Raw genomic sequence first — 19526 nt, 5'->3', positions numbered from 1 at the left:
CCCTGGACCGGTTCATTTCATCACCGCCGATTCAGACCGCCCCCGCAGAGCGTGGCAAGGGCTGCGCATCCGTGGGCCTGCAAAGCAAAAAGCGCAGGCGGAATACCGCCTGCGCTTTTTAGGGTCCACCGGGAGTTACTTGGCGGGAACGACGATCACGGTATCGCCCTTTTTGCCATCGGCTCCCGTATCGCCCGTGGCACCGGTAGCGCCGGTGGAACCCTTGGCACCGTCATAGCCGGGGGCACCCGAGGAACCGGTGGCACCAGTGGCACCCGTTTCGCCCGCAGGGCCGGGAACGGCCACCGTGGCACCGGTCGAGCCGGTTGCGCCCGTAGCGCCAGCAGGGCCTGCCGGGCCCGGGACCACGACCACGGGTGCTGTGGTGGGAGGGGTAACAACCGTTTTCTCGCAAGCGGCAAGACCAAAGGTGGCGACAAGTGCGGCAAGCAGCAGGGATTTTTTCATGGGAAGCCTTGTAGGAGATGAAGCGCACGTGATGATGAAACTGTGCGGAGAGTTTCTTGCTGGCAGTGACTTTTTGCCTTCAACAGTCACTGCCAGCGGTAGCGCTAATTTATCGAGGCATCCCCTGCCGCCTTGTAGGACGGCCCGACGACTGCTTGTGGTTCCCGGCGATGCCTCATCCCGCAACCCAATGAGCCGCCGGAGTCCTGGTGCCGCCGAAACCCTCCATCCGCCCCATTCACAATCACTACAAAATTTATAGCTTCCAGCGCTTTACCAATAAGCGCTAGCGGCCAATTTTTCTCGAAATTTCAGTACAAGCGCCTACCTCTCGGCCCGTATGGCCATGCGTCAGGCGCCCCGCAACGCCAGCAACCCGGCGCACGCTGGGGTATGCGCGCTGGTCAGCCAGCACGCCGACGCAGCGCACCCAAGCTCATCCAGCCCAGCAACCCCGCCAGCAGCACCAACGCCCCTTCACCCAGGGTGGGCACATTGCTCGCAGCCGCCGCAGCAACCACCACCACGGAATCCGCTGATGCACCGGAGCCAAACGTCCAGGTGTAAATGCCAGGCGTGACGCCCAGGCTGGTCAAGGTGGCGCCTGCAAAAGTAGCGGTACCCGAAAGGGCGGAGCCGGATGTGTAGCCTACCGGCAGCAGAACTCCCCCAGCCACACCTATCACCGCCACGGTGTCGCCCGATGTGCTGACCCCCCCCGTCTGTGCCCCCGGGCCAAAACTCATCGGCCCCGTCATGCCCAAGTAGGAAAATCCTATACCGGCTCCAGAGCACAAACCACCGGTACTTGGCAGTATTAACCCCGGCATGGTGCAGGTGCCAGGACCAAAGGGGGTCAAGGCCGAGGTATTCACATTCCCACTTGCCGTCAGCACCACGTTACCGCCGGCCTCGGTCAGCGTGAACGTCAGCACAGCGAAAGCAGGACTCAGCGCCAAGCAGGACACCACAGCTACCAGGAATTTTTTCAACATATCTACTCATTCAAGAAGGAAAAGAACGGCCACCCATGGTTTGAACGGCCAGACAGGGATGGACTCACGTCGCCTTGGCATCGCTGACGTCGCAGCAATGCGTTTCAGCAAGACAGCACTGAGCACCCTCGAAGGCGTTGACACAAACTTTTTTCTAAAGATGAAAGTGTCAAGACTCGCCGGCAATGCTAAAAATGCCTTCTCCGTCGCCCTATAGTCCAATTGAGCTAGGACACAACACCCGCAGCATCAGTGGGCATGGGCGGGGGTTGGGCAGGGTACAGTCCCCGCCCATGCCACCTACCCGTGTTCTGCTGATTGACGACCACGCCATGTTCCGCACGGGGTTGCATCTGTTGCTGAGGTCTGTGCTCAGCGACCTGGAGGTGCTCAAGGCGGGCTCCATCGACGAGGCCCTGCAACAGGTGGCACCGCCCCAGCTCATCCTGCTGGACGTGCGGCTTCAGGGGCTCAATGGGCTGGATGGCATGGCGCTGCTTCAGCGGCGTTGGGCCAAGACCCCCATCGTGGTGCTAACCGCAGACCCCTCACCCGACGCAATGCGTCTGGCCATGGAACAGGGCGCGTCGGCCTTCGTGTCCAAAGAGCAGACGGCGGACGATATTCTGTCGGTGGTCAAACAGGTGCTGGCGCTGCCCCTTGCGGGCGGGACGCTGCCCTCAACGCCCGCCGTGCCCCAGACCCCTTCTGGCCTGACCCCCCGGCAATGCGAAGTGCTGGACCAGTTGTGCCAGGGCTTGACCAACAAGGCCATCGGGCGCAAGTTGGGACTCGCAGAAAACACGGTGCGGGTGCATGTGCAGGCCATCCTGGCGCACCTGGGTGTGTCCAATCGGTCCGAGGCGGTGTTTGCCGCCCGCCGCAAGGGGCTGGTGGGATGAACCGCCCCCAACAACTTCTGCGCCTGCCTGGCGACCGCATCCTGGTCGAGCTGCTGCGCCTGCTGATGGGCAATGTGGGGCCGTCGCTGCTCCCCATCTTCCCGCTGCTGGCCATTGTGTTGTGGATGATGTCCAACCCCAGCAACGCTCTGGGCCTGTGGGTGTGGGCTGCCGCGGTGGTGGTGTCGCGGTTGGTCCATGTATTTCATGCGCGGTTCGCGCTGAGCGGCGATCTGACCGAGTCCACGGCCGTCCGCCACGTGTGGATTTTGATCGCCATCAACGGCCTCGACGGCGCCATCTGGGCCGGGCTGGCTTGGGCAGGATTGGACTCGGCCACCGTGGTAGGGACCGCCCTGGTGATGGCGGTCATGGCCGGCGTCACCGCCAACGCCATGGCCGTGAACTGTGTGGTGATGCCGGTTTTCGTGGCCTTTGCCACCAGTGCGTTGGCCTGCCTGGGCTTGAAGCTCTGGCTGATGCCCGACCCGGCCTACATCGCCATGGCCTTGATTTCGACCGTCTACGTGGCGACCCTCACGGCCCAAGGGCGCAACGGTGGGCGCGTAGCGCTCGATGCCATCACTCTGCGGTTTGAAAACATGGCGCTGATCCAGCAATTGCGCATCGAAACCGACAAAGCCCAGGCCGCTCATCAAGAAGCCGAGCACGCCAACCAGGCCAAAACCCGCTTCCTGGCCGCTGCCAGCCACGATCTGCGTCAACCCATCCACGCCCAGGGCCTGTTTCTGGAGGTGCTGTCGCGCAGCCCCTTGTCACCCGAGCAGCAAGAAGTTCTGGCGAATGCCCGCGCCACATCCGATACCACCACCGGCATGCTGGGCACGCTGCTCGACTTCTCGCGCATCGACGCTGGCGTGGTCGAGGTGCGACGCTCGCCCTTTCACCTGCAGCCGCTGCTCAACAAGATTGACCGTGAGTTGGCCCCCCAAGCCCTGGCACAGGGACTGGTGCTGCGCCTGCGCGAAACCCACGCGGCCATTGACTCCGACCCGGTCCTGGTGGAGATGATGCTGCGCAACCTGGTTTCCAACGCCATTCGCTATACGGTGCGCGGCGGGGTTCTGGTGGGGTGCCGAAAGCGTGGCGACGACACGGTGCTGGAGGTGTGGGACACCGGTATTGGCATCGAAGCCGACCAGTTGCAAACCGTCTTCAGGGAGTTTCATCAATTGGGCAACCCTGAGCGCGATCGGGAAAAAGGCTTGGGGTTGGGGCTGGCCATTGTCGATGGCCTGGCACGGGCGCTGGGGCATGCATTGAGTGTGTGCTCCCGGCCCCGGCGCGGCAGCGTGTTTCGTCTGCGCCTGCCCAACGCCCGCGCCACCGTCGTCAACGACCCCCTACAAGCCGTGGCCCGCCCCATGCGCCGCCTGGACCTGCATGTGCTGGTGATTGACGACGATGCCGCTGTTCGCCACGGCATGCAGAAGTTGCTGCAAAGCTGGGGTTGTGATTGCACTGCGGTGGAGTCGATTGACCAGGCCCTGGCGGCGGCGGCCCGGCGCTGCCCCCAGCTGATCATCAGCGACTACCGATTGCGAGACCAATCCACGGGTGCCCAGGCCATTGCTGCTGTGCGAGCCCACAGCGGCCTGCACCTGCCCGCACTCCTGATCACTGGAGACACCGGCCCCGACCGCCTGCGCGAGGCCCTCGCCAGCAACATTCCCCTGTTGCACAAGCCTGTGTCCCCCACGCAGCTGCACGAACAAATGGTCCAGGTGATGGGCGGTTGAAACCCAAGGATTGCAAGCTTTTTGGGACTCTACCGCAATACCTGCAAGCGACAACAGCTATCAAATCAGGAGTCTACGCGTGCTTTGCGCTGCGGAGTTGCGGCCACAGGGGCGTGCGATAAGAGCGGATTTCTGACAGATTGCAGCAGCAGTGAGTGGCTGGCCCCTCGCACATGAAATCGCCATGCAGGCCCACAAAGGCCCGCCCGCAAACCGCAGCGGCGGGGCATGGAGCGGTTCATTGCTGAGCAGGCAAGCCCCAACGGACGGCAGCCGCATCGTCGCTCACCCGCGCATCCACCCAGCGCGCTCCTTGGGCGGTTTCTTCCTTCTTCCAGAACGGTGCCTGGGTCTTGAGGTAGTCCATCAAAAATTCGCAGGCCTGAAAACTCTGGCCCCGGTGGGCACTGGTCACGGCCACCAGCACGATCTGGTCGAGCGGCTGCAGCAGGCCCACGCGGTGGATCACGCGGGCGCCAAAAATATCGAAGCGCCGGAAGGCCTCGTTCACCATGGTTTCGATGGATTTTTCGGTCATGCCGGGGTAGTGCTCCAGCTCCATGGAAGACACTTGGTCGCCCTCGTTGCGATCCCGCACGGTGCCCACAAAACTGCACACCGCGCCGACACCTTTGTTTTCGCGGCGCAGCGCAGCGACTTCGGTGGACAGGTCGAAGTCCTCGGTCTGGATGGAAACACGGGGCAAGGTCATGGCACAAATTCTCTACGGGACGGATGGCGGCAAAGGCGAATGGATGGGAACTCAGGGCGAACGGTGCAACCGGGGTGCGGCCAGCAATGCGCGCTCTTCCTCGACCACCCTGTGCAACTGTGCCAACGCAGGGGAAGGTGGCAATTGCGCCAGCAGGGTTTGCAGGCGAGTGACATCACCGACCGTGGGCGCCACCTTGATCTGCGCGATGGCGGCGTCCACATTGCCGCCCCGCACCAGCGCCAGCACTTTGGCCGGCCATTCACTTTTGTTTCGTGCCATAAATAGGTAAAAAGGTTTGTCTGTACGATTCGCTCGCACTGTACCCGCACTGCTGACACCTTTGAACAGGCTCCTGTCAACGCCCATGGCCACACAAACAATTCAAACCGATCTGTACAAGCTCTATCCGTCCCCGCGCAACACGGTCCGCGACGTCTTCGCGCACCAGGTCTTCGTGCCCCACCCCTACGCCATCATTGACCTGGATGTGATGGAGCTGGCGGGCAAAACAACGCTGTTTGGAGCCTGCCGCCTGTCGGACATGAAAATGGGCCAGGTGGTGACCTTCGAGTTGCCCTCTGACCAGACCAAGTTCGAGCGGCTGTTCACACCCGACTGAGCCCGCCCCATGGACGACGACAACCAGATCCACGTGCCGCCCTCCTTCATGGCGGTGTACACCGACGCACGGGGGCGTCTGACTGAAAAGGCAGATGGCGTACGGGCCCGCTACGAGCTGTGCGAAGACCTGGCGGGCCACCTGGTGGAGCACGCACAAACGCTGTACCACGTGCAGGCACCGTCTGAAACCGAGATCCTGCAGCGCATTCACGCGGGGCTGTGTACGGTTGAATCCGGTGTGTCGGTGGCCGAAGCGACATGGATCGTCACCCGGCTGGCCGAACTGCTGGTGTGGCAGTGCCCCGTGCTGGTGGCACCACTGCCCAAGCCGGTGGACGAAGAAGCCCCCCCACAACCGCCCACACCCTGAATGGCCTTTTGCGCGGGCTGAGGCTTGGCTATACTGCGCCCCATGCCCACGCACACACTCTTTGCCATGACCACCGCTGCCGCGGTGGCATTGCGGTGCGTGGTCAAAGCCAAAAAACCAGAGCTCGTCTGACCGGAGCTGTGGTTCCGTCCGGATGAGCGACGGAACCACCTGGTAGAGAAATTTCCTTTTCTCTTTTCACTCCCCGGCATTCCGCGCGCACTCCCTCCGGACGGTTCTTCCCCTGGTCGAACCCTGAAAGGATGCTTCGCATGTCTGCTACCGCCACCACTCTCTCCCGCCAGCCGCCGTTCAGCGGGCTCTGGATCGCCCTGGTCACACCGTTCAAGGACGGCGCCGTGGACCATCCGGCCCTGGCCGCCCTCACCGCCCGGCTGCGCGCCGACGGTGTTGCGGGCTTCGTGGCCTGCGGCTCGACCGGTGAGGCGGCGGCCCTCGACAAGGCCGAGCAACTGCAGGTGCTGGAGACCGTGCTGGGCGCCGCCCAGGGGTTGCCCGTGGTGATGGGCCTGTCGGGCTACCACCAAGGCCATGTGCTGGAACAGGTGCGGGCCCTTGCGCACTACCCGGTGGCGGGCCTGCTGGTGTCCGCCCCCCACTACATCCGCCCCTCGCAAGAAGGCCTGCTGCACTGGTTCCGCACGCTGGCCGACGCCAGCGCGGTGCCCCTGCTGATTTATGACATTCCCTACCGCACGGGCGCCACGCTCACCACCGAGACGCTGCTGGCGCTGGCGGCGCATCCGCGCATCCAGGCCATCAAGGACTGTGGCGGCAACACGGCCAAGACGCAGGCCCTGATCGCCGATGGACGGCTGCAGGTGTTGACGGGCGAAGACGCGCAGATCTTCCATACGCTGGCCCTGGGGGGTGCAGGTGCCATCTCGGCCAGCGCGCACTGGCAGACACCGCGTTTCGTGGAATTGACGGCCTTGCTGCGCTCAGGCGACCTGCCAGCAGCCCGCCCCGTGTGGCAAGCCCTGCAACCCTGGGTGGAAGCGTGTTTTGCCGAGCCCAACCCTGCCCCGCTCAAGGCGATGCTGGCGCATGCGGGGTGGATGCACAACGAGCTGCGCGCCCCGATGATGCCAGCCTCGAAGGCGCTGCAGGATCATTTGAAGGCGCTCTGAGGTGACTTGCCGGCGCGCGCGAGAGCGCCCCGGCTAACCGCCCGTCACCGGCGGAAAAAACGCCACCTCGGCCCCATCGGCCAGGGTGGCGGACTCATCGCTCAAGGTCTGGTTGAGCGCCATGCGCACGGCCCGGCCTCGTGCAAGGCTACTGGCGTGGGCGCCGCCGCGTGCGATGAGTTCGTCGCGCAGGGCGCCCAGCGTGGCGGCAGAGGTTTCGACCGCCTCGCTGCCCTGGCCGATGGCCTCTCGGATGGAGGCAAAGTAGCGCACAGACACCTTCATGACAACAGCTCCGAGAAAGCGATGAACTGCACAGTGTCTCCCGTCGCAATCGTCTGGCCCGCCGGGTTGTCCACCACGCCATCGCCCCAGGCGGCAGAAGTGAGCACGCCCGAACTCTGGTTGTTGAACAGATCCAGCCCGCCCGCCGCGTTGTGCCGCACACGCAGAAACTCGCGGCGTTTATCGGCCTTGGGCCAGGTGAAATCAGCGCGGGCAGCAATGGATTGAGGAGCCACATCCTGCACACCCTGCAGGCGCAGCACAAACGGCCGCACCAGCAGCGCAAACGTCAGAAAGCTCGACACGGGATTGCCCGGCAAGCCCATGAAATGGGCCGCACCAATGCGGCCATAGGCGAACGGTTTGCCGGGCTTCATGGCGATCTGCCACAGGTCCAGCGTGCCTAGCGTTTCCACCGCAGGCTTGATGTGGTCTTCCTCGCCCACACTCACGCCGCCGCTGGTCAGGATCAGGTCGTGTGCGGCACTCGCCTCGCGCAATGCGTCGATGGTGGCGTCGCGCCGGTCGGGCACGATGCCAAAGTCGGTCACCTCGCAGCCCAGGCGCAGCAGCATGGCGCGCAAAAAGAAGCGGTTGCTGTTGTAGATGGCACCAGGGCGCATCTGCTCGGGCGGAACCTCGCCGGGCATGACGAGTTCATCGCCCGTGGAGAACAGCGCCACGCGCGGGCGGCGCGCCACCTGCAACTGGTGCAAGCCTATGCTGGCGGCCAGGCCCAGCTCGGCCGGGGTAAGGCGTGTTCCTGCCGTCAGCACCACGGCACCCCGGGTGATGTCTTCACCTGCACTGCGAATCCATTGGCCCCGCTTGGGCACGGCGTTGATGCGCACCTGGCCCAGGCCATCACCCTCGGTGGCAGAGGCCAACGCCTCACAGTCCTCCTGCATCAGGACCGCGTCGGCACCCGCAGGCACCGGAGCACCCGTGAAGATGCGCGCAGCCGACCCTGGCAGCAGCGGATCCCCCGCACTGCCCGCCGCAATGCGCTGTGACACCGGCAGCACCACGCCCAACTCCGTCACATCCGCGCAGCGCACGGCGTACCCATCCATGGCGCTGTTGTCCTGCGGCGGCACCTGCAGGGCCGAGACGCAGTTTTGCGCCAGCACGCGGCCGTCCGCATCGAAGGTGACGACCTTCTCTGTGCCCTGCAGAGGTGCGGCCTGCAACAACAGGTCGGCCAATGCTTCATCGAGGGGCTTCAAGGGCGTATTCAGGCGACTCATGCGAGACCCACCCCATAGAGTTCACAGTCGTAGTCGAAGCGGTGCTGGTTCTGGATCAGCCAATCCACCACCTGGGCGGGCGCGTTGAGATCCAGCAAGGGCAGTTGGGTGGGCACAGGCAGGCCCTGCGGGGCATCGGTGGCGACAGCGACCACAAAGTCGTCCTCGGGGTAACGCACGGGCTTGGCCAGCTGCCCGGCTTCGGGCGCGCGCCACACCTCCACCTTGAGCAGGTCGCTGTCCTTGAAACCTTCCACCAGCACCCAGTCCACACCCTGGTACAGCTCGGCCAGCAGGTGGTGCACACTGAGCGTGGCGGGTTGCTCGAACTCGCGCACCAGCATCAGGCGCTTGTCCGAGGCAGCCACCACCTCGAAGGCCCCCGCCTCGCGGTGGCGGTACGTGTCCTTGCCCGGGTGGTCGATGTCGAAACTATGGTGGGCATGCTTGACCACCGACACGCGCAGCCCCCGCATCCGCAGCTCGGGGATCAACTGCTCGACCAGTGTGGTCTTGCCACTGCCGGAAAAACCGGCAAAACCGACAACCTTCATCCACTGCTCCTTGGTTAGCTATTGTATTTATAGCTTCTAACGCTTATCAGACAAGCGCCAGGGGCATTTTTTATATCAAATCAAGCCATCCGGAGCCGTCCACCGCCTGCGCAGCAGCAAAACGTCTCTGGATTGTCGGCCACCCGCCTACGGGGCTGGCGCGCAGTGGCGCTCGATGTACTGCTTCACCAACTGCACGTTGGCAGGTAGGACGTGCACACGCTTGGGCAGGTCTTCGATGCCCGCGAACTTGGCGGGCCGCTCGGGTGCATGGCCCAGGGCTTCGACGATGGTTTCCGCGAACTTGATAGGCAGCGCAGTCTCCAGCACGATCATCGGCACGCTGGCGTCCTGGTGGTGCTCGCGCGCCACCTTCACGCCGTCAGCGGTGTGGGTGTCGATGGTGACGCCGTGGCGCTCGAAGTTGTCCTTGATGGTGGCCAGGCGGTCGGCATGCGTGCTCTTGCCGCTTTCAAAGCCGTACTTGGTAGCGGCTTCGGCAAACAGCGGTTCGGCACTCAAATCGAATCGGCCATAAGCGGGCAGCGCTTTCGCAAACAACGCGTTCGTGCGCTGGCCGTTGCGGCCCAGCAGGTCGAAGATGAACCGTTCGAAGTTGCTGGCCTTGCTGATGTCCATCGAGGGGCTTGAAGTCTCGTGCGTGTCGGCCGCGGCGCGCACGCGGTACGAGCCCGTGCGGAAGAACTCGTCGAGCACGTCGTTCTCATTGGTAGCCACCACCAGCTTGTCGATGGGCAAGCCCATCTGCCGCGCCACATGGCCTGCGCACACGTTGCCGAAGTTGCCTGAAGGCACGGTGAAGCTGACCTTCTGGCTGTTGGTCTCCGTGGCCTGGATGTAGCCCGCGAAGTAGTACACCACCTGCGCCAAGAGGCGCGCCCAATTGATGGAATTGACGGTGCCGATCTTGTACTTGCGCTTGAAGGCCAGGTCGTTGCTCACGGCCTTGACGATGTCCTGGCAGTCGTCGAACACGCCTTCGATGGCGATGTTGTGGATGTTCTCGTCCTGCAGGCTGAACATCTGCGCCTGCTGAAAAGCGCTCATGCGGCCATGCGGGCTGGTCATGAAAACGCGCACGCCCTCTTTGCCGCGCATGGCGTATTCGGCCGCGCTGCCGGTGTCGCCGCTGGTCGCGCCCAGGATATTGAGCTCTTCGCCACGGCGCTTGAGTTCATATTCGAACAGGTTGCCCAGCAGCTGCATGGCCATGTCCTTGAAGGCCAGCGTGGGGCCGTTGGACAGGGCTTCGAGCCACAGGCCGTCTTCGAGGTGGCGCAGGGGCACGATCTCGCCCGTGCCGAAGACTTCGGCGGTGTACGTCTTGGCGCAGATGGCCTTCAGGTCGTCGGCGGGGATGTCGTCGATGTACAGCGACAGGATCTGGAAGGCCAGCTCGGCGTAGCCTTGCTCGTGGTAGGCCTTGCGCAGCTTGGTCAGCGTGGCATCGCTGATCTTAGGGTAGTGCTCGGGCAGGTACAGGCCGCCATCGGGCGCCAGGCCCTCCAGCAGGATGTCGCAAAAACGCTTGCGGTCGGCGTGGCCGCGGGTGGAGATGTACAGCATCAGTTCAGTTCCTCCTTGCGGATGCGCGTGATGGGCGCCAGCACCGTGGGCAGCGCTTGCATCTGGGCGATCACGGCGTCCATGGTGCCTTCGCGGGTGTCGTGGGTCAGGATGATCAGGTCGGTCTGCGTGGAGCCTTCGCCGCCGACCTCATCGGCTTCGCGCTGCAGCACCGCATCGATGCTCACGCCCGCCTCGGCCAGCAGGCCGGTGACCTTGGCCAGCACGCCGGCCTGGTCGGCCACGCGAAGGCGCAGGTAGTAGCTGGTGACCACTTCGCTCATGGGCAGCACCGGCAGCGTGCCCATGGCATCGGTCAGCGTGTTGGCCTGGAAGGCCAGGTGCGGCACGCGGTGCTCGGGGTCGGCCGTGTGCAGGCGGGCGATGTCCACCAGGTCGGCGATCACGGCGCTGGCGGTGGGCTCGCTGCCCGCCCCCTTGCCGTAGTACAGCGTGGTGCCCACGGCATCGCCCTGTACCACCACGGCGTTCATCGCGCCTTCGACGTTAGCGATCAGGCGCTTGGACGGCACCAGGCTCGGGTGCACGCGCAGCTCCACGCCCTTGTCCACCCGCTTGGTGATACCGAGCAGCTTGATGCGGTAGCCCAGTTGCTCGGCGTACTTGATGTCAGCGGCTGAAAGCTTGGTGATGCCTTCAACATAGGCCTTGTCGAACTGCACCGGGATGCCAAAAGCGATGGCGCTCATCAGCGTGACCTTGTGCGCGGCGTCCACGCCTTCGATGTCGAAGGTCGGGTCGGCCTCGGCGTAGCCCAGGCGCTGGGCTTCCTTGAGCACCACATCAAAGTCCAGTCCCTTGCTGCGCATCTCGGACAGGATGAAGTTGGTGGTGCCGTTGATGATGCCGGCGATCCACTGGATGCGGTTGGCGGTGAGCCCTTCGCGCAGCGCCTTGATGATCGGGATGCCACCGGCCACGGCGGCCTCGAAGGCCACCATCACGCCCTTGGCCGAAGCGGCCGCGAAGATCTCGGTGCCGTGCACGGCCAGCAGCGCCTTGTTGGCGGTGACCACGTGCTTGCCGGCGGCGATGGCTTCGAGCACCAGCGCACGGGCGATGCCGTAGCCGCCGATCAACTCGATGACGATGTCGATGTCGGGGTTGGCGATGATGGCGCGGGCATCGTTGACGACCTGGATGTCAGCACCCACTACCGATTTGGCACGCTCCACGTCCAGATCGGCCACCATGGTGATCTCGATGCCACGGCCAGCCCGGCGGCTGATCTCGTCCTGGTTGCGCGCGAGCACGTTGAACACGCCGCTGCCGACGGTGCCGATGCCCAGAAGGCCTACTTGGATGGGTTTCATAGCAATGGTGGGAAGAGTTTTTTAAGAGGGGATGGAATAGGAGGCGATACGGCGCAGCACACAATCACCGCGTGACATAGCTGGGCAACTGCCAGGCGCCACCGGCAAAGCCACGGCACATGCTGTCACCCGACTCGCTGGTCAGCACAAAACCCTGGCCGTCAAATTGCCACTGGCGCACCCACCAGCAGTCGCCGATGCCGCGCCCCTTCATGGCCGAATGCACGCTGCCCGTGGCGGGATCGAATTCGCCGTCCACGTCTTGCACGGGCTCGGGCTTGTACGGGGGCCGGTCGTTGGCCATCCACAGCAGGCTGGTGAAGTTGTAGGCCCCCATGCCGCAGGGCACGGACAGCAGCAACTTGCGCTCCGTCAGGCGATAGACCTGCACGTTGGCTAGGTTGAAGGGGTCGTCGCCATTGCACTGGCCCTCCGCGCTGGCGCGGTCCAGCGCCGCGATCAGGGGCTTGGCCAGCGTTGCATCGCCCTTGCGCGTGGGCAGCGGGCTCACGGCCTTGACCACCGGTGCCGGTACGGGCGGCAGCACAGAGGCTTCAGGCCGCGTGCCACGACGCACCAGCGCGCCTGGGGTGCCCACACGGCCCTGGGCCTCGTCCATCTTGAGCAGCACGGCACTGGCCCCGGCGAGCGACAGCACCCACCGGTCCTTGCCGGCGACGAGGGTGGCTTCTTCATTCTTGAGCAGCTCTTGCAGCAGGCGAGGCACGTCGCCTGCCGCCACCTGCGGGGCGTCGCCCTTGAGGCCTGGCAATGAAAGCTTGCCGACCTTGAGGTGCAGCGATGCAGGAGTGGTTTTCTCCGTAGAGACCTGAAAACCCACCAGCACCGGCGTGTCAGGCCCGGCGTCGCGGGTCAGGAGGATGGAGACGGGCTCGGAGTCGCCCGACTCGGGCTGGTAGCCCACAGCCCGGCAGGTGCGGGTGTTGTCGCACTGCAGTGCCCAGTCCTTGTGCTGGAAACTGACGGCACCTTTGTTATCTGCAGCCTGTACAGGCACCAATGGAGCGGCGAACGCCAGCGCGCACGCCATGAAGTGCCAGGCCCGGTGAGCATCAGAGCGAATGCGCATGGAAGATGGGCTCACTCGGCGCCACGCCACCTCAGGCAGCAGCAACAGCCACTGCCTGCTTGCGCTTGCGGTACTGTTCAAGGAAGCGGGCCACGCGGCCGATGGCGTCACGCAGGTCATCCTCATGGGGCAGGAACACAATGCGGAAATGGTCGGGCGCGGCCCAGTTGAAGCCGGTGCCTTGCACCAGCATGACCTTGGTTTCCTGCAGCAGTTCCAGGAAGAACTGCTGGTCGTCCTCAATGGGGTACACGGCAGGGTCCAGGCGCGGGAACATATAGAGAGCCGCCTGCGGCTTGACGCAGGTCACGCCCGGGATGGCAGTGATGAGTTCGTAGGCCAGATCGCGCTGCTTGCGCAGGCGTCCGCCATCGCCCACCAACTCGTTGATGCTCTGGTAACCGCCCAGCGCGGTCTGCACCGCCCACTGGCCGGGCACGTTGGCGCACAGGCGCATGTTCGAGAGCATGTTCAGACCCTCGATGTAGTCCTTGGCGGGCTTCTTGTCGCCCGATACCACCAGCCAACCGGCCCGATAGCCGCAGGAGCGGTAGCTCTTGGACAGTGAATTGAAGGTGAGTGTGAGCACATCCTCGCTCAGCGAGCCGATGGCCGTGTGCTTGGCGCCGTCGTACAGCACCTTGTCATACACCTCGTCCGCAAAGATGACCAGACCGTGCTCGCGCGCAATGGCAACGATGCCCTTGAGCAGCGCGTCCGAATACAGTGCGCCCGTGGGGTTGTTCGGATTGATGACCACGATGCCCTTGGTGCGGGACGTGATCTTGGAGCGGATGTCGGCCAGGTCGGGCATCCAGCCGTTGGCTTCTTCGCACAGGTAATGCACCGGGGTGCCGCCCGACAGGCTGGCCGCCGCTGTCCACAACGGATAGTCGGGCGAGGGCAGCAGCAGCTCGTCGCCATTGTCGAGCAGCGCATTGGTCGCCATGACGATCAACTCGCTGGCGCCATTGCCCAGGTAAATGTCGTCCAGCATCACGCCCTTGATGCCCTGCTTCTGCGTCTCGTGCATCACCGCCTTGCGCGCTGCAAAGATGCCCTTGCTGTCCGAATAGCCCGCCGAATTGGGCAGGTTGCGGATCATGTCGAGCTGGATCTCCTCGGGCGCATCAAACCCGAACACAGCCAGGTTGCCGATGTTGAGCTTGATGATCTTGTGGCCGTCCTCCTCCATCTGCTTGGCCGCGTCCATGATGGGCCCCCGGATGTCATAGCAGACGTTGGCGAGCTTGGCGGATTTTTGGACGGTTTTCATGCGCTGACGGTGGTGCAGTGGGGTCAGGTGGCGGCCAGAGCGGCTGGCACCTTGGCGAAACCTATAATTTGACCACAGATCACAAGCGCCCCCGGGCCCTGCGCCCCGGCCCACCCGCAGTGCCACCGCCTGCAACCCACGCCAACATCCATGAAATTCCAGCCCGACCGCTCGAACGCACAAACCATCAGCGGTTACGGCCCAGGCTGGATCGGCGTGGATGCCGAGAGGATCACGCACAGCGTCATCATCGGGTCGAATGGCCTGCGCGAAGCTTGGGCCTGCACACGTTTTGAAGACCTGACCCCCGAACACTTCGCGCAATTGGCCGCCCTGGAGACAGAGCTGATCATTTTTGGCAGTGGCACACGCAACCGGTTTCCGCCGCCGGCCTGGCTGGCCCCACTCATCGCCCGCCGACTGGGGCTGGAGACCATGGATACCCCGGCCGCCTGCCGCACCTACAACATTCTGGCCAGCGAAGGGCGAAACGTGGTGGCGGCATTGATCCTGGAAACCTGAATGGCAGGTCTGCAGCCTGTCATTCAGGCCCCAGCTTCGGCGCCGACACCTATGCAGCGCTTTGCCTAGATGCCCGGCACTCCGGGCCGGACACACTGTCTTACATTTGGCCGAGGGGCAATTTCGGGGTAAAATCACCGGTTGCGGTCGGGGGCACCACCAAGAGCAATAACACACTAGCTCCCCCGGCTTATCAACGACTACATCCTGAGAGATTGAAGTGATATGGCGATCGTTGTCAACAAACCCCTCCCTGAATTTGAAGCCAACGCTACCGGTGGACTCAAGGTCTCCAATACCTCCCACCTTGGCCAAATTCTGGTTCTCTACTTCTATCCCAAGGACAACACGCCTGGCTGCACCACGGAGGCCATGCAGTTTCGCGACAAGTACAAGGACTTTGTGAAGGCGGGCGCTGCCGTGTTCGGCGTGTCCCGCGACAACATGAAGTCGCACGACGATTTCAAGGAGAAGCTGGAGCTGCCCTTTGAGCTCATCGCGGACACCGAAGAGAAAATGTGCCACATGTTCGGCGTGGTCAAGAACAAGATCATGTACGGCAAGAAGGTCAAGGGCATCGAGCGCAGCACCTTCCTGATCGGCCCCGATGGCCTTCTGGTCCAGGAGTGGCGTGGCCTCAAGGTACCCGGCCATGTGGATGAAGTCCTGAAAGCCGTCAAATCCATCAAGGCCCTGAAAAAGGCCGCCTGATCTGCACATTGGGGCATTGGCGCGACACCCCACTTGTTTTGCCCAGGCAAGACATCGGGAGTAGGCATAATGGATTTATGCCCCTGGTTACCGCGACGTTTGTCCCTCCCCAAAAAGCCGCCTTGGCCTCCAGGCGGCTTTTTGCTTTCTGACCCCCTATTTCATTTTCTTTTACCGACCGAGGCCCTGCCACCATGCCCCTGCCCCCCGCCCCCAGCCGGCGCGCTGCACTCCTCGCGCCAGAAGCCTTTGAAGTCACGGCCCGCCCTCGGGTGTCACAGACCTCTGCCAACGAGCCCGTGGTGGCGCCCGCCGCGCGCGCAACACCCGCAGCCCGCCCGGGACGCAAGGCCGACAGCGTGGCATCAGCGACCGCCAAACCGGCCACTGCACCGCTCGTCCAGGTCGAGACCCGCGCCCGCGCGCCGGAGCCCGCAACCCGTACGACCACGACACGGAAGGCGCGCACCACCGGTGCCGCACCCACGATGGCAAACGCTGCCGCACCCTCCACCACGCGTGGCAGAAAGTCCGCCCCGCAAGGCCCGACCAAGCTTTTTGTGCTGGACACCAACGTGCTGTTGCACGACCCCACCAGCCTGTTCCGCTTTGAAGAACACGACATCTTCCTGCCGATGATCGTGTTGGAGGAACTGGATGGGCACAAGAAGGGCATGACCGAGGTCGCCCGCAACGGCCGCCAGACCAGCCGCACCCTGGACGCCCTGGCTGGCGTGCACGGCGCCGACATCGCCCACGGCCTCAAGCTCGACTCCACAGGCCAGCGCGCCGCTGGCGGGCACCTGTTCTTCCAGACCGCGCCGCTGGACTACAGCCTGCCCACCAGCCTGCCACCGGGCAAGGCCGACAACCAGATCCTGGGCGTGGTGGAGGCATTGCGCAAGCTGCACGCGCCGCGCGAGGTGGTGCTGGTGTCCAAGGACATCAACATGCGCGTCAAGGCGCGTGCCCTGGGCCTGAACGCCGAGGACTACCAGAACGACAAGACGCTGGAAGACGGCGACCTGCTCTATGCCGGCGTGCTGGCACTGCCCCCCGATTTCTGGGCCAAGAGTGGCAAGAATGTGGAGAGCTGGCAAAGTGGCGCCCACACGTACTACCGCATCGGCGGGCCCATCGTGCCGCAGCTGATGATCAACCAGTTCGTGTACTTCGAGGCCCCCGGTGAGCCCAGCCTGTTTGCGCGCGTGAGCGAAATCCGCGAAAAGACAGCGGTGCTGCAGACGCTCAAGGACTACGGCTCGGCCAAGAACGCCGTGTGGGGCGTGACCACGCGCAACCGCGAGCAGAACTACGCCATGAACCTGCTCATGGACCCCGAGATCGACTTCGTGACGCTGACCGGCACGGCCGGCACCGGCAAGACCCTGTTGGCCCTGGCCGCAGGCCTGACCCAGGTGCTGGACGACCGCCGCTATACCGAGATCATCATGACCCGCGCCACGGTGAGCGTGGGCGAGGACATCGGTTTCCTGCCCGGCACCGAGGAAGAAAAGATGGGCCCCTGGATGGGCGCGCTGGACGACAACCTGGAGTTCCTTGCCAAGGGCGATGGCGGCAATGCGGGCGAATGGGGCCGGGCTGCCACCAACGAACTCATCCGCAGCCGCATCAAGATCAAGAGCATGAACTTCATGCGCGGGCGCACCTTCCTGAACAAGTACGTGATCATCGACGAGGCACAGAACCTGACGCCCAAGCAGATGAAGACGCTGATCACGCGGGCCGGCCCCGGCACCAAGATCATCTGCATGGGCAACCTGGCACAGATCGACACCCCCTACTTGACCGAAGGCTCGTCGGGTCTGACCTTTGCAGTGGACCGCTTCAAGGGCTGGCCGCACAGTGGGCACATCACGCTGGCGCGGGGTGAACGCTCACGCCTGGCAGATTTCGCCAGCGAGGTGCTTTGAGTTGGCGGTGGGCTGGGTTGCAGCACTGAAACTGGTGCCCTGGGGCGACGTCATCGAGGCGACGCCCCAGATCCTCCAAGCGGCCAGAAAGCTGCTGGGCACCACCCAAAAAGGAAATGCCGAGGCGGCTGCAGATGCACTCGAAGGTGCCGGCAGCGAGCCCGCCATTCCGGTCGCCCTGCAGCTGCAGCATCTGCGCGACCGTGTCGCGCGGCTGGAGCAGGAACAGCAGGAGTCCGCGGCGCTGATCCAGTCCCTGGCCGAACAGAACGCCCAGGTCGTGCAGGCCGTGGAAGTGCTGCGCCAGCGCCATCGACAACTCATGGTGGCCGTGGGTGTTCTGGCGGCGGGCTGTATAGGTTTGATGGTGTGGGCGCTGCGACAGTAAGGGCCACCAGCACACAACAAAGGCGAATACACAGGCGTTGCACGGCACCTTCACCCGGGCACTGCGAAAATGCTATAAATTCAATAGCTGCCAGCGCTTATAGGATAAGCGCCAGCAGCTATTTTCATTAGAAATCGTCGCCCGAGCCCATCGCCAGGTTCTCGAAACGCGTCTGGTTCTTCTGGAAGAACAGCTTCACGGTGCCAGTGGGCCCGTTCCGCTGCTTGCCGATGATGACCTCCGCGACGTTGGGCTCCTTCGAGTCCTTGTTGTAGTAGTCGTCGCGGTAGATGAACATGATGATGTCGGCATCCTGCTCAATGGCGCCCGACTCGCGCAGGTCGGACATCATGGGACGCTTGTCGGTGCGCTGCTCCACCGAGCGGTTGAGCTGCGACAGCGCGATCACCGGGCACTGCAGCTCTTTGGCCAGCATCTTCAAACCCCGGGAGATCTCGCCCAGCTCGGTGGCGCGGTTGTCCGAACTGGAGGAACCCGAGCCGCTCATGAGTTGCAAATAGTCCACCACGATCAGGCCCAGCTTGCCGCACTGGCGCGCCAGACGGCGGGCATTGGCACGCAGCTCACCCGGCGTCAGGCCAGGCGTCTCGTCGATGTGCAGCGAGACCGTGCGCAGCTTTTCAATGGCTTCCGTCAGGCGCGGCCACTCGTCGTCCGTGAGCTTGCCGGTGCGAAGGTTGCCCTGGTTCACGCGGCCGATGGAGCCGACGATACGCACGGCCAACTGGGCGGCGCCCATTTCCATCGAGAAGATAGCGACCGGCAGGCCTTCATTGAGCGCCACGTGTTCGGCGATGTTCACCGCGAACGAGGTCTTGCCCATGGATGGGCGGGCTGCCAGCACGACCATGTCGCCCGCCTGCAGGCCGGACGTCATGCGGTCCAGGTCGGCAAAGCCGGTGGGCACGCCGGTCACATCCACCGGGTTGTCCGCCATCTCCTGCACCCGGTCGAGCAGGTCGATCACCAGGGTGTCGAGCGACTGGAAGCCCTGCTTGGTGCGCGAGCCCTCTTCGCCAATGGCGAAGATCTTGGCCTCGGCCTCATCCAGGATGCGCTCGACCGTCTTGCCCTGCGGGTTGAAGGCATTGGTCGAGATTTCGTCACTGGCCGTGACCAGCTTGCGCAGGATGGCGCGCTCGCGCACGATTTCCGCGTAGCGGCGGATATTGCTCGCGCTGGGTACGTACTGCGCCAGGTTGTTCAGGTAGGCCAGCCCCCCCATTTCCTGCGCCTTGCCCTGGTTCTGCAGGTGCTCGAACACCGTGATGACGTCGGCCGGTTTGCTGGCATTGATCAGCGCACCGATGGCCGAATAGACCATCTGATGCTCATGCCGGTAGAAGTGGCTCTCCACCAGCAGGTCACCCACGCGGTCCCAGGCGTTGTTGTCCAGCAGCAGCCCTCCCAGCACACTGGACTCCGCCTCGATGGAGTGCGGCGGCACGCGCAACTGGGCGATTTCGCGGTCGGGAGGGGGCGCGAAGCCTTGGTCATCCAACGGGGGAAAGACAGCAGACATGGGATTCTCCGGACAGAGCCTGACAAAATACATTCCCGGCACTTGCCACATCAGAGCAACGGCCGGGGGACAA

At 63.9% G+C, this 19526-nt stretch carries 22 protein-coding genes; 10 read left to right on the top strand and 12 right to left on the bottom strand.

The window, feature by feature from the left end:
* Positions 1-135: 135 nt before the first annotated feature.
* Positions 136-468: a collagen-like protein gene (locus tag ARADN35_RS0115870; RefSeq protein WP_010463881.1), complete on the bottom strand. Its 333-nt coding sequence runs from the start codon at positions 466-468 to the stop codon at positions 136-138.
* 404 nt (positions 469-872) lie between these two features.
* A complete protein-coding gene (locus tag ARADN35_RS28230) occupies positions 873-1226 on the bottom strand; it encodes an IPTL-CTERM sorting domain-containing protein (protein ID WP_159103196.1) in 354 nt (117 codons plus the stop codon).
* 70 nt (positions 1227-1296) lie between these two features.
* Here ARADN35_RS28230 and ARADN35_RS28225 point away from each other — a divergent pair, with 70 nt between their 5' ends.
* From ARADN35_RS28225 to ARADN35_RS0115855, 3 genes are all read left to right on the top strand, one after another.
* Positions 1297-1680, top strand: a complete 384-nt coding sequence (locus ARADN35_RS28225) for a hypothetical protein (RefSeq protein WP_159103195.1) — start codon at positions 1297-1299, stop codon at positions 1678-1680.
* A gap of 76 nt (positions 1681-1756) precedes the next feature.
* Positions 1757-2365 carry a response regulator gene (locus ARADN35_RS0115860; RefSeq protein ID WP_029414077.1) on the top strand — a complete coding sequence of 203 codons (609 nt, stop codon included), beginning with the start codon at positions 1757-1759 and terminating at the stop codon, positions 2363-2365.
* Positions 2362-4125, top strand: coding sequence for an ATP-binding response regulator (locus ARADN35_RS0115855; protein ID WP_010463875.1), 1764 nt, complete (start codon positions 2362-2364; stop codon positions 4123-4125). Before ARADN35_RS0115860 ends, ARADN35_RS0115855 begins: the two co-directional genes overlap by 4 nt.
* 238 nt (positions 4126-4363) lie before the next feature.
* Here the strand turns inward: ARADN35_RS0115855 and ARADN35_RS0115850 are convergent, their stop codons facing one another.
* The gene (locus ARADN35_RS0115850; protein WP_010463873.1) at positions 4364-4837 is read right to left on the bottom strand and encodes a molybdenum cofactor biosynthesis protein MoaE; all 474 of its coding nucleotides are present in this window, start codon (positions 4835-4837) and stop codon (positions 4364-4366) included.
* Positions 4838-4888: 51 nt separating this feature from the next.
* Entirely contained in the window at positions 4889-5119 is a 231-nt protein-coding gene (locus ARADN35_RS0115845; protein WP_010463872.1) for a hypothetical protein, read from the bottom strand.
* A gap of 85 nt (positions 5120-5204) precedes the next feature.
* On the opposite strand from ARADN35_RS0115845, the gene ARADN35_RS0115840 reads away from it, so the two are divergent.
* The 3 genes from ARADN35_RS0115840 (at position 5205) to dapA (ending at position 6982) form a co-directional block, all read left to right on the top strand.
* Positions 5205-5459 (top strand): hypothetical protein, encoded by a 255-nt coding sequence (locus ARADN35_RS0115840; protein ID WP_010463870.1) that lies wholly within the window; start codon positions 5205-5207, stop codon positions 5457-5459.
* Positions 5460-5468: 9 nt separating this feature from the next.
* Positions 5469-5831: a hypothetical protein gene (locus ARADN35_RS0115835; protein ID WP_010463868.1), complete on the top strand. Its 363-nt coding sequence runs from the start codon at positions 5469-5471 to the stop codon at positions 5829-5831.
* A gap of 272 nt (positions 5832-6103) precedes the next feature.
* Positions 6104-6982, top strand: coding sequence for a 4-hydroxy-tetrahydrodipicolinate synthase (gene dapA, locus ARADN35_RS0115825; protein ID WP_010463865.1), 879 nt, complete (start codon positions 6104-6106; stop codon positions 6980-6982).
* Between the two features lie 33 nt (positions 6983-7015).
* On the opposite strand, the gene moaD is transcribed toward dapA, so the two are convergent.
* The 7 genes from moaD to ARADN35_RS0115790 form a co-directional block, all read right to left on the bottom strand.
* Entirely contained in the window at positions 7016-7267 is a 252-nt protein-coding gene (gene moaD, locus ARADN35_RS0115820; RefSeq protein WP_010463863.1) for a molybdopterin converting factor subunit 1, read from the bottom strand.
* Positions 7264-8514, bottom strand: coding sequence for a molybdopterin molybdotransferase MoeA (locus ARADN35_RS0115815; protein ID WP_029414075.1), 1251 nt, complete (start codon positions 8512-8514; stop codon positions 7264-7266). Before ARADN35_RS0115815 ends, moaD begins: the two co-directional genes overlap by 4 nt.
* Positions 8511-9068: a molybdopterin-guanine dinucleotide biosynthesis protein B gene (gene mobB, locus ARADN35_RS0115810; RefSeq protein ID WP_010463859.1), complete on the bottom strand. Its 558-nt coding sequence runs from the start codon at positions 9066-9068 to the stop codon at positions 8511-8513. The genes ARADN35_RS0115815 and mobB overlap by 4 nt, the downstream gene beginning before the upstream one ends.
* A gap of 147 nt (positions 9069-9215) precedes the next feature.
* Positions 9216-10655: a threonine synthase gene (gene thrC, locus ARADN35_RS0115805; protein ID WP_010463856.1), complete on the bottom strand. Its 1440-nt coding sequence runs from the start codon at positions 10653-10655 to the stop codon at positions 9216-9218.
* Positions 10655-11989 carry a homoserine dehydrogenase gene (locus tag ARADN35_RS0115800; protein WP_010463854.1) on the bottom strand — a complete coding sequence of 445 codons (1335 nt, stop codon included), beginning with the start codon at positions 11987-11989 and terminating at the stop codon, positions 10655-10657. Before ARADN35_RS0115800 ends, thrC begins: the two co-directional genes overlap by 1 nt.
* Before the next feature lie 64 nt (positions 11990-12053).
* The gene (locus tag ARADN35_RS0115795; protein ID WP_029414074.1) at positions 12054-13079 is read right to left on the bottom strand and encodes a DUF1176 domain-containing protein; all 1026 of its coding nucleotides are present in this window, start codon (positions 13077-13079) and stop codon (positions 12054-12056) included.
* Between the two features lie 31 nt (positions 13080-13110).
* Positions 13111-14355, bottom strand: a complete 1245-nt coding sequence (locus tag ARADN35_RS0115790; RefSeq protein WP_010463850.1) for a pyridoxal phosphate-dependent aminotransferase — start codon at positions 14353-14355, stop codon at positions 13111-13113.
* A gap of 150 nt (positions 14356-14505) precedes the next feature.
* On the opposite strand from ARADN35_RS0115790, the gene ARADN35_RS0115785 reads away from it, so the two are divergent.
* The 4 genes from ARADN35_RS0115785 (at position 14506) to ARADN35_RS0115770 (ending at position 17910) form a co-directional block, all read left to right on the top strand.
* A complete protein-coding gene (locus tag ARADN35_RS0115785) occupies positions 14506-14877 on the top strand; it encodes an Mth938-like domain-containing protein (RefSeq protein WP_010463849.1) in 372 nt (123 codons plus the stop codon).
* 225 nt (positions 14878-15102) lie between these two features.
* Positions 15103-15588: a peroxiredoxin gene (locus ARADN35_RS0115780; protein WP_010463846.1), complete on the top strand. Its 486-nt coding sequence runs from the start codon at positions 15103-15105 to the stop codon at positions 15586-15588.
* A gap of 194 nt (positions 15589-15782) precedes the next feature.
* Positions 15783-17522 (top strand): PhoH family protein, encoded by a 1740-nt coding sequence (locus ARADN35_RS0115775; protein ID WP_010463844.1) that lies wholly within the window; start codon positions 15783-15785, stop codon positions 17520-17522.
* Position 17523: 1 nt separating this feature from the next.
* Positions 17524-17910, top strand: a complete 387-nt coding sequence (locus tag ARADN35_RS0115770; RefSeq protein WP_010463842.1) for a hypothetical protein — start codon at positions 17524-17526, stop codon at positions 17908-17910.
* A gap of 127 nt (positions 17911-18037) precedes the next feature.
* Here the strand turns inward: ARADN35_RS0115770 and dnaB are convergent, their stop codons facing one another.
* Complete coding sequence (gene dnaB / locus ARADN35_RS0115765; protein ID WP_010463840.1) at positions 18038-19453, bottom strand: replicative DNA helicase; 1416 nt, start codon at positions 19451-19453, stop codon at positions 18038-18040.
* Positions 19454-19526 lie beyond the last annotated feature (73 nt).

Source organism: Acidovorax radicis N35 (genome assembly GCF_000204195.1).
GTDB lineage: Bacteria > Pseudomonadota > Gammaproteobacteria > Burkholderiales > Burkholderiaceae_C > Acidovorax > Acidovorax radicis.
The sequence above is the reverse complement of the archived record's forward strand: the minus strand, read 5'-3'. Positions and strand labels throughout refer to the sequence as shown.

Bases quoted from the DNA above. Each gene is read 5' to 3' on its own strand.
- moaD (WP_010463863.1), bottom strand. From the start codon at position 7,267: ATGAAGGTGTCTGTGCGCTACTTTGCCTCCATCCGAGAGGCCATCGGC.
- dnaB (WP_010463840.1), bottom strand. From the start codon at position 19,453: ATGTCTGCTGTCTTTCCCCCGTTGGATGACCAAGGCTTCGCGCCCCCT.
- ARADN35_RS0115840 (WP_010463870.1), top strand. From the start codon at position 5,205: ATGGCCACACAAACAATTCAAACCGATCTGTACAAGCTCTATCCGTCC.
- ARADN35_RS0115795 (WP_029414074.1), bottom strand. From the start codon at position 13,079: ATGCGCATTCGCTCTGATGCTCACCGGGCCTGGCACTTCATGGCGTGC.
- dapA (WP_010463865.1), top strand. From the start codon at position 6,104: ATGTCTGCTACCGCCACCACTCTCTCCCGCCAGCCGCCGTTCAGCGGG.
- mobB (WP_010463859.1), bottom strand. From the start codon at position 9,068: ATGAAGGTTGTCGGTTTTGCCGGTTTTTCCGGCAGTGGCAAGACCACA.
- ARADN35_RS0115815 (WP_029414075.1), bottom strand. From the start codon at position 8,514: ATGAGTCGCCTGAATACGCCCTTGAAGCCCCTCGATGAAGCATTGGCC.
- ARADN35_RS0115855 (WP_010463875.1), top strand. From the start codon at position 2,362: ATGAACCGCCCCCAACAACTTCTGCGCCTGCCTGGCGACCGCATCCTG.
- ARADN35_RS0115860 (WP_029414077.1), top strand. From the start codon at position 1,757: ATGCCACCTACCCGTGTTCTGCTGATTGACGACCACGCCATGTTCCGC.
- ARADN35_RS28230 (WP_159103196.1), bottom strand. From the start codon at position 1,226: ATGACGGGGCCGATGAGTTTTGGCCCGGGGGCACAGACGGGGGGGGTC.
- ARADN35_RS0115800 (WP_010463854.1), bottom strand. From the start codon at position 11,989: ATGAAACCCATCCAAGTAGGCCTTCTGGGCATCGGCACCGTCGGCAGC.
- ARADN35_RS28225 (WP_159103195.1), top strand. From the start codon at position 1,297: ATGGTGCAGGTGCCAGGACCAAAGGGGGTCAAGGCCGAGGTATTCACA.
- ARADN35_RS0115870 (WP_010463881.1), bottom strand. From the start codon at position 468: ATGAAAAAATCCCTGCTGCTTGCCGCACTTGTCGCCACCTTTGGTCTT.
- ARADN35_RS0115775 (WP_010463844.1), top strand. From the start codon at position 15,783: ATGCCCCTGCCCCCCGCCCCCAGCCGGCGCGCTGCACTCCTCGCGCCA.
- thrC (WP_010463856.1), bottom strand. From the start codon at position 10,655: ATGCTGTACATCTCCACCCGCGGCCACGCCGACCGCAAGCGTTTTTGC.
- ARADN35_RS0115835 (WP_010463868.1), top strand. From the start codon at position 5,469: ATGGACGACGACAACCAGATCCACGTGCCGCCCTCCTTCATGGCGGTG.
- ARADN35_RS0115780 (WP_010463846.1), top strand. From the start codon at position 15,103: ATGGCGATCGTTGTCAACAAACCCCTCCCTGAATTTGAAGCCAACGCT.
- ARADN35_RS0115790 (WP_010463850.1), bottom strand. From the start codon at position 14,355: ATGAAAACCGTCCAAAAATCCGCCAAGCTCGCCAACGTCTGCTATGAC.
- ARADN35_RS0115785 (WP_010463849.1), top strand. From the start codon at position 14,506: ATGAAATTCCAGCCCGACCGCTCGAACGCACAAACCATCAGCGGTTAC.
- ARADN35_RS0115845 (WP_010463872.1), bottom strand. From the start codon at position 5,119: ATGGCACGAAACAAAAGTGAATGGCCGGCCAAAGTGCTGGCGCTGGTG.
- ARADN35_RS0115850 (WP_010463873.1), bottom strand. From the start codon at position 4,837: ATGACCTTGCCCCGTGTTTCCATCCAGACCGAGGACTTCGACCTGTCC.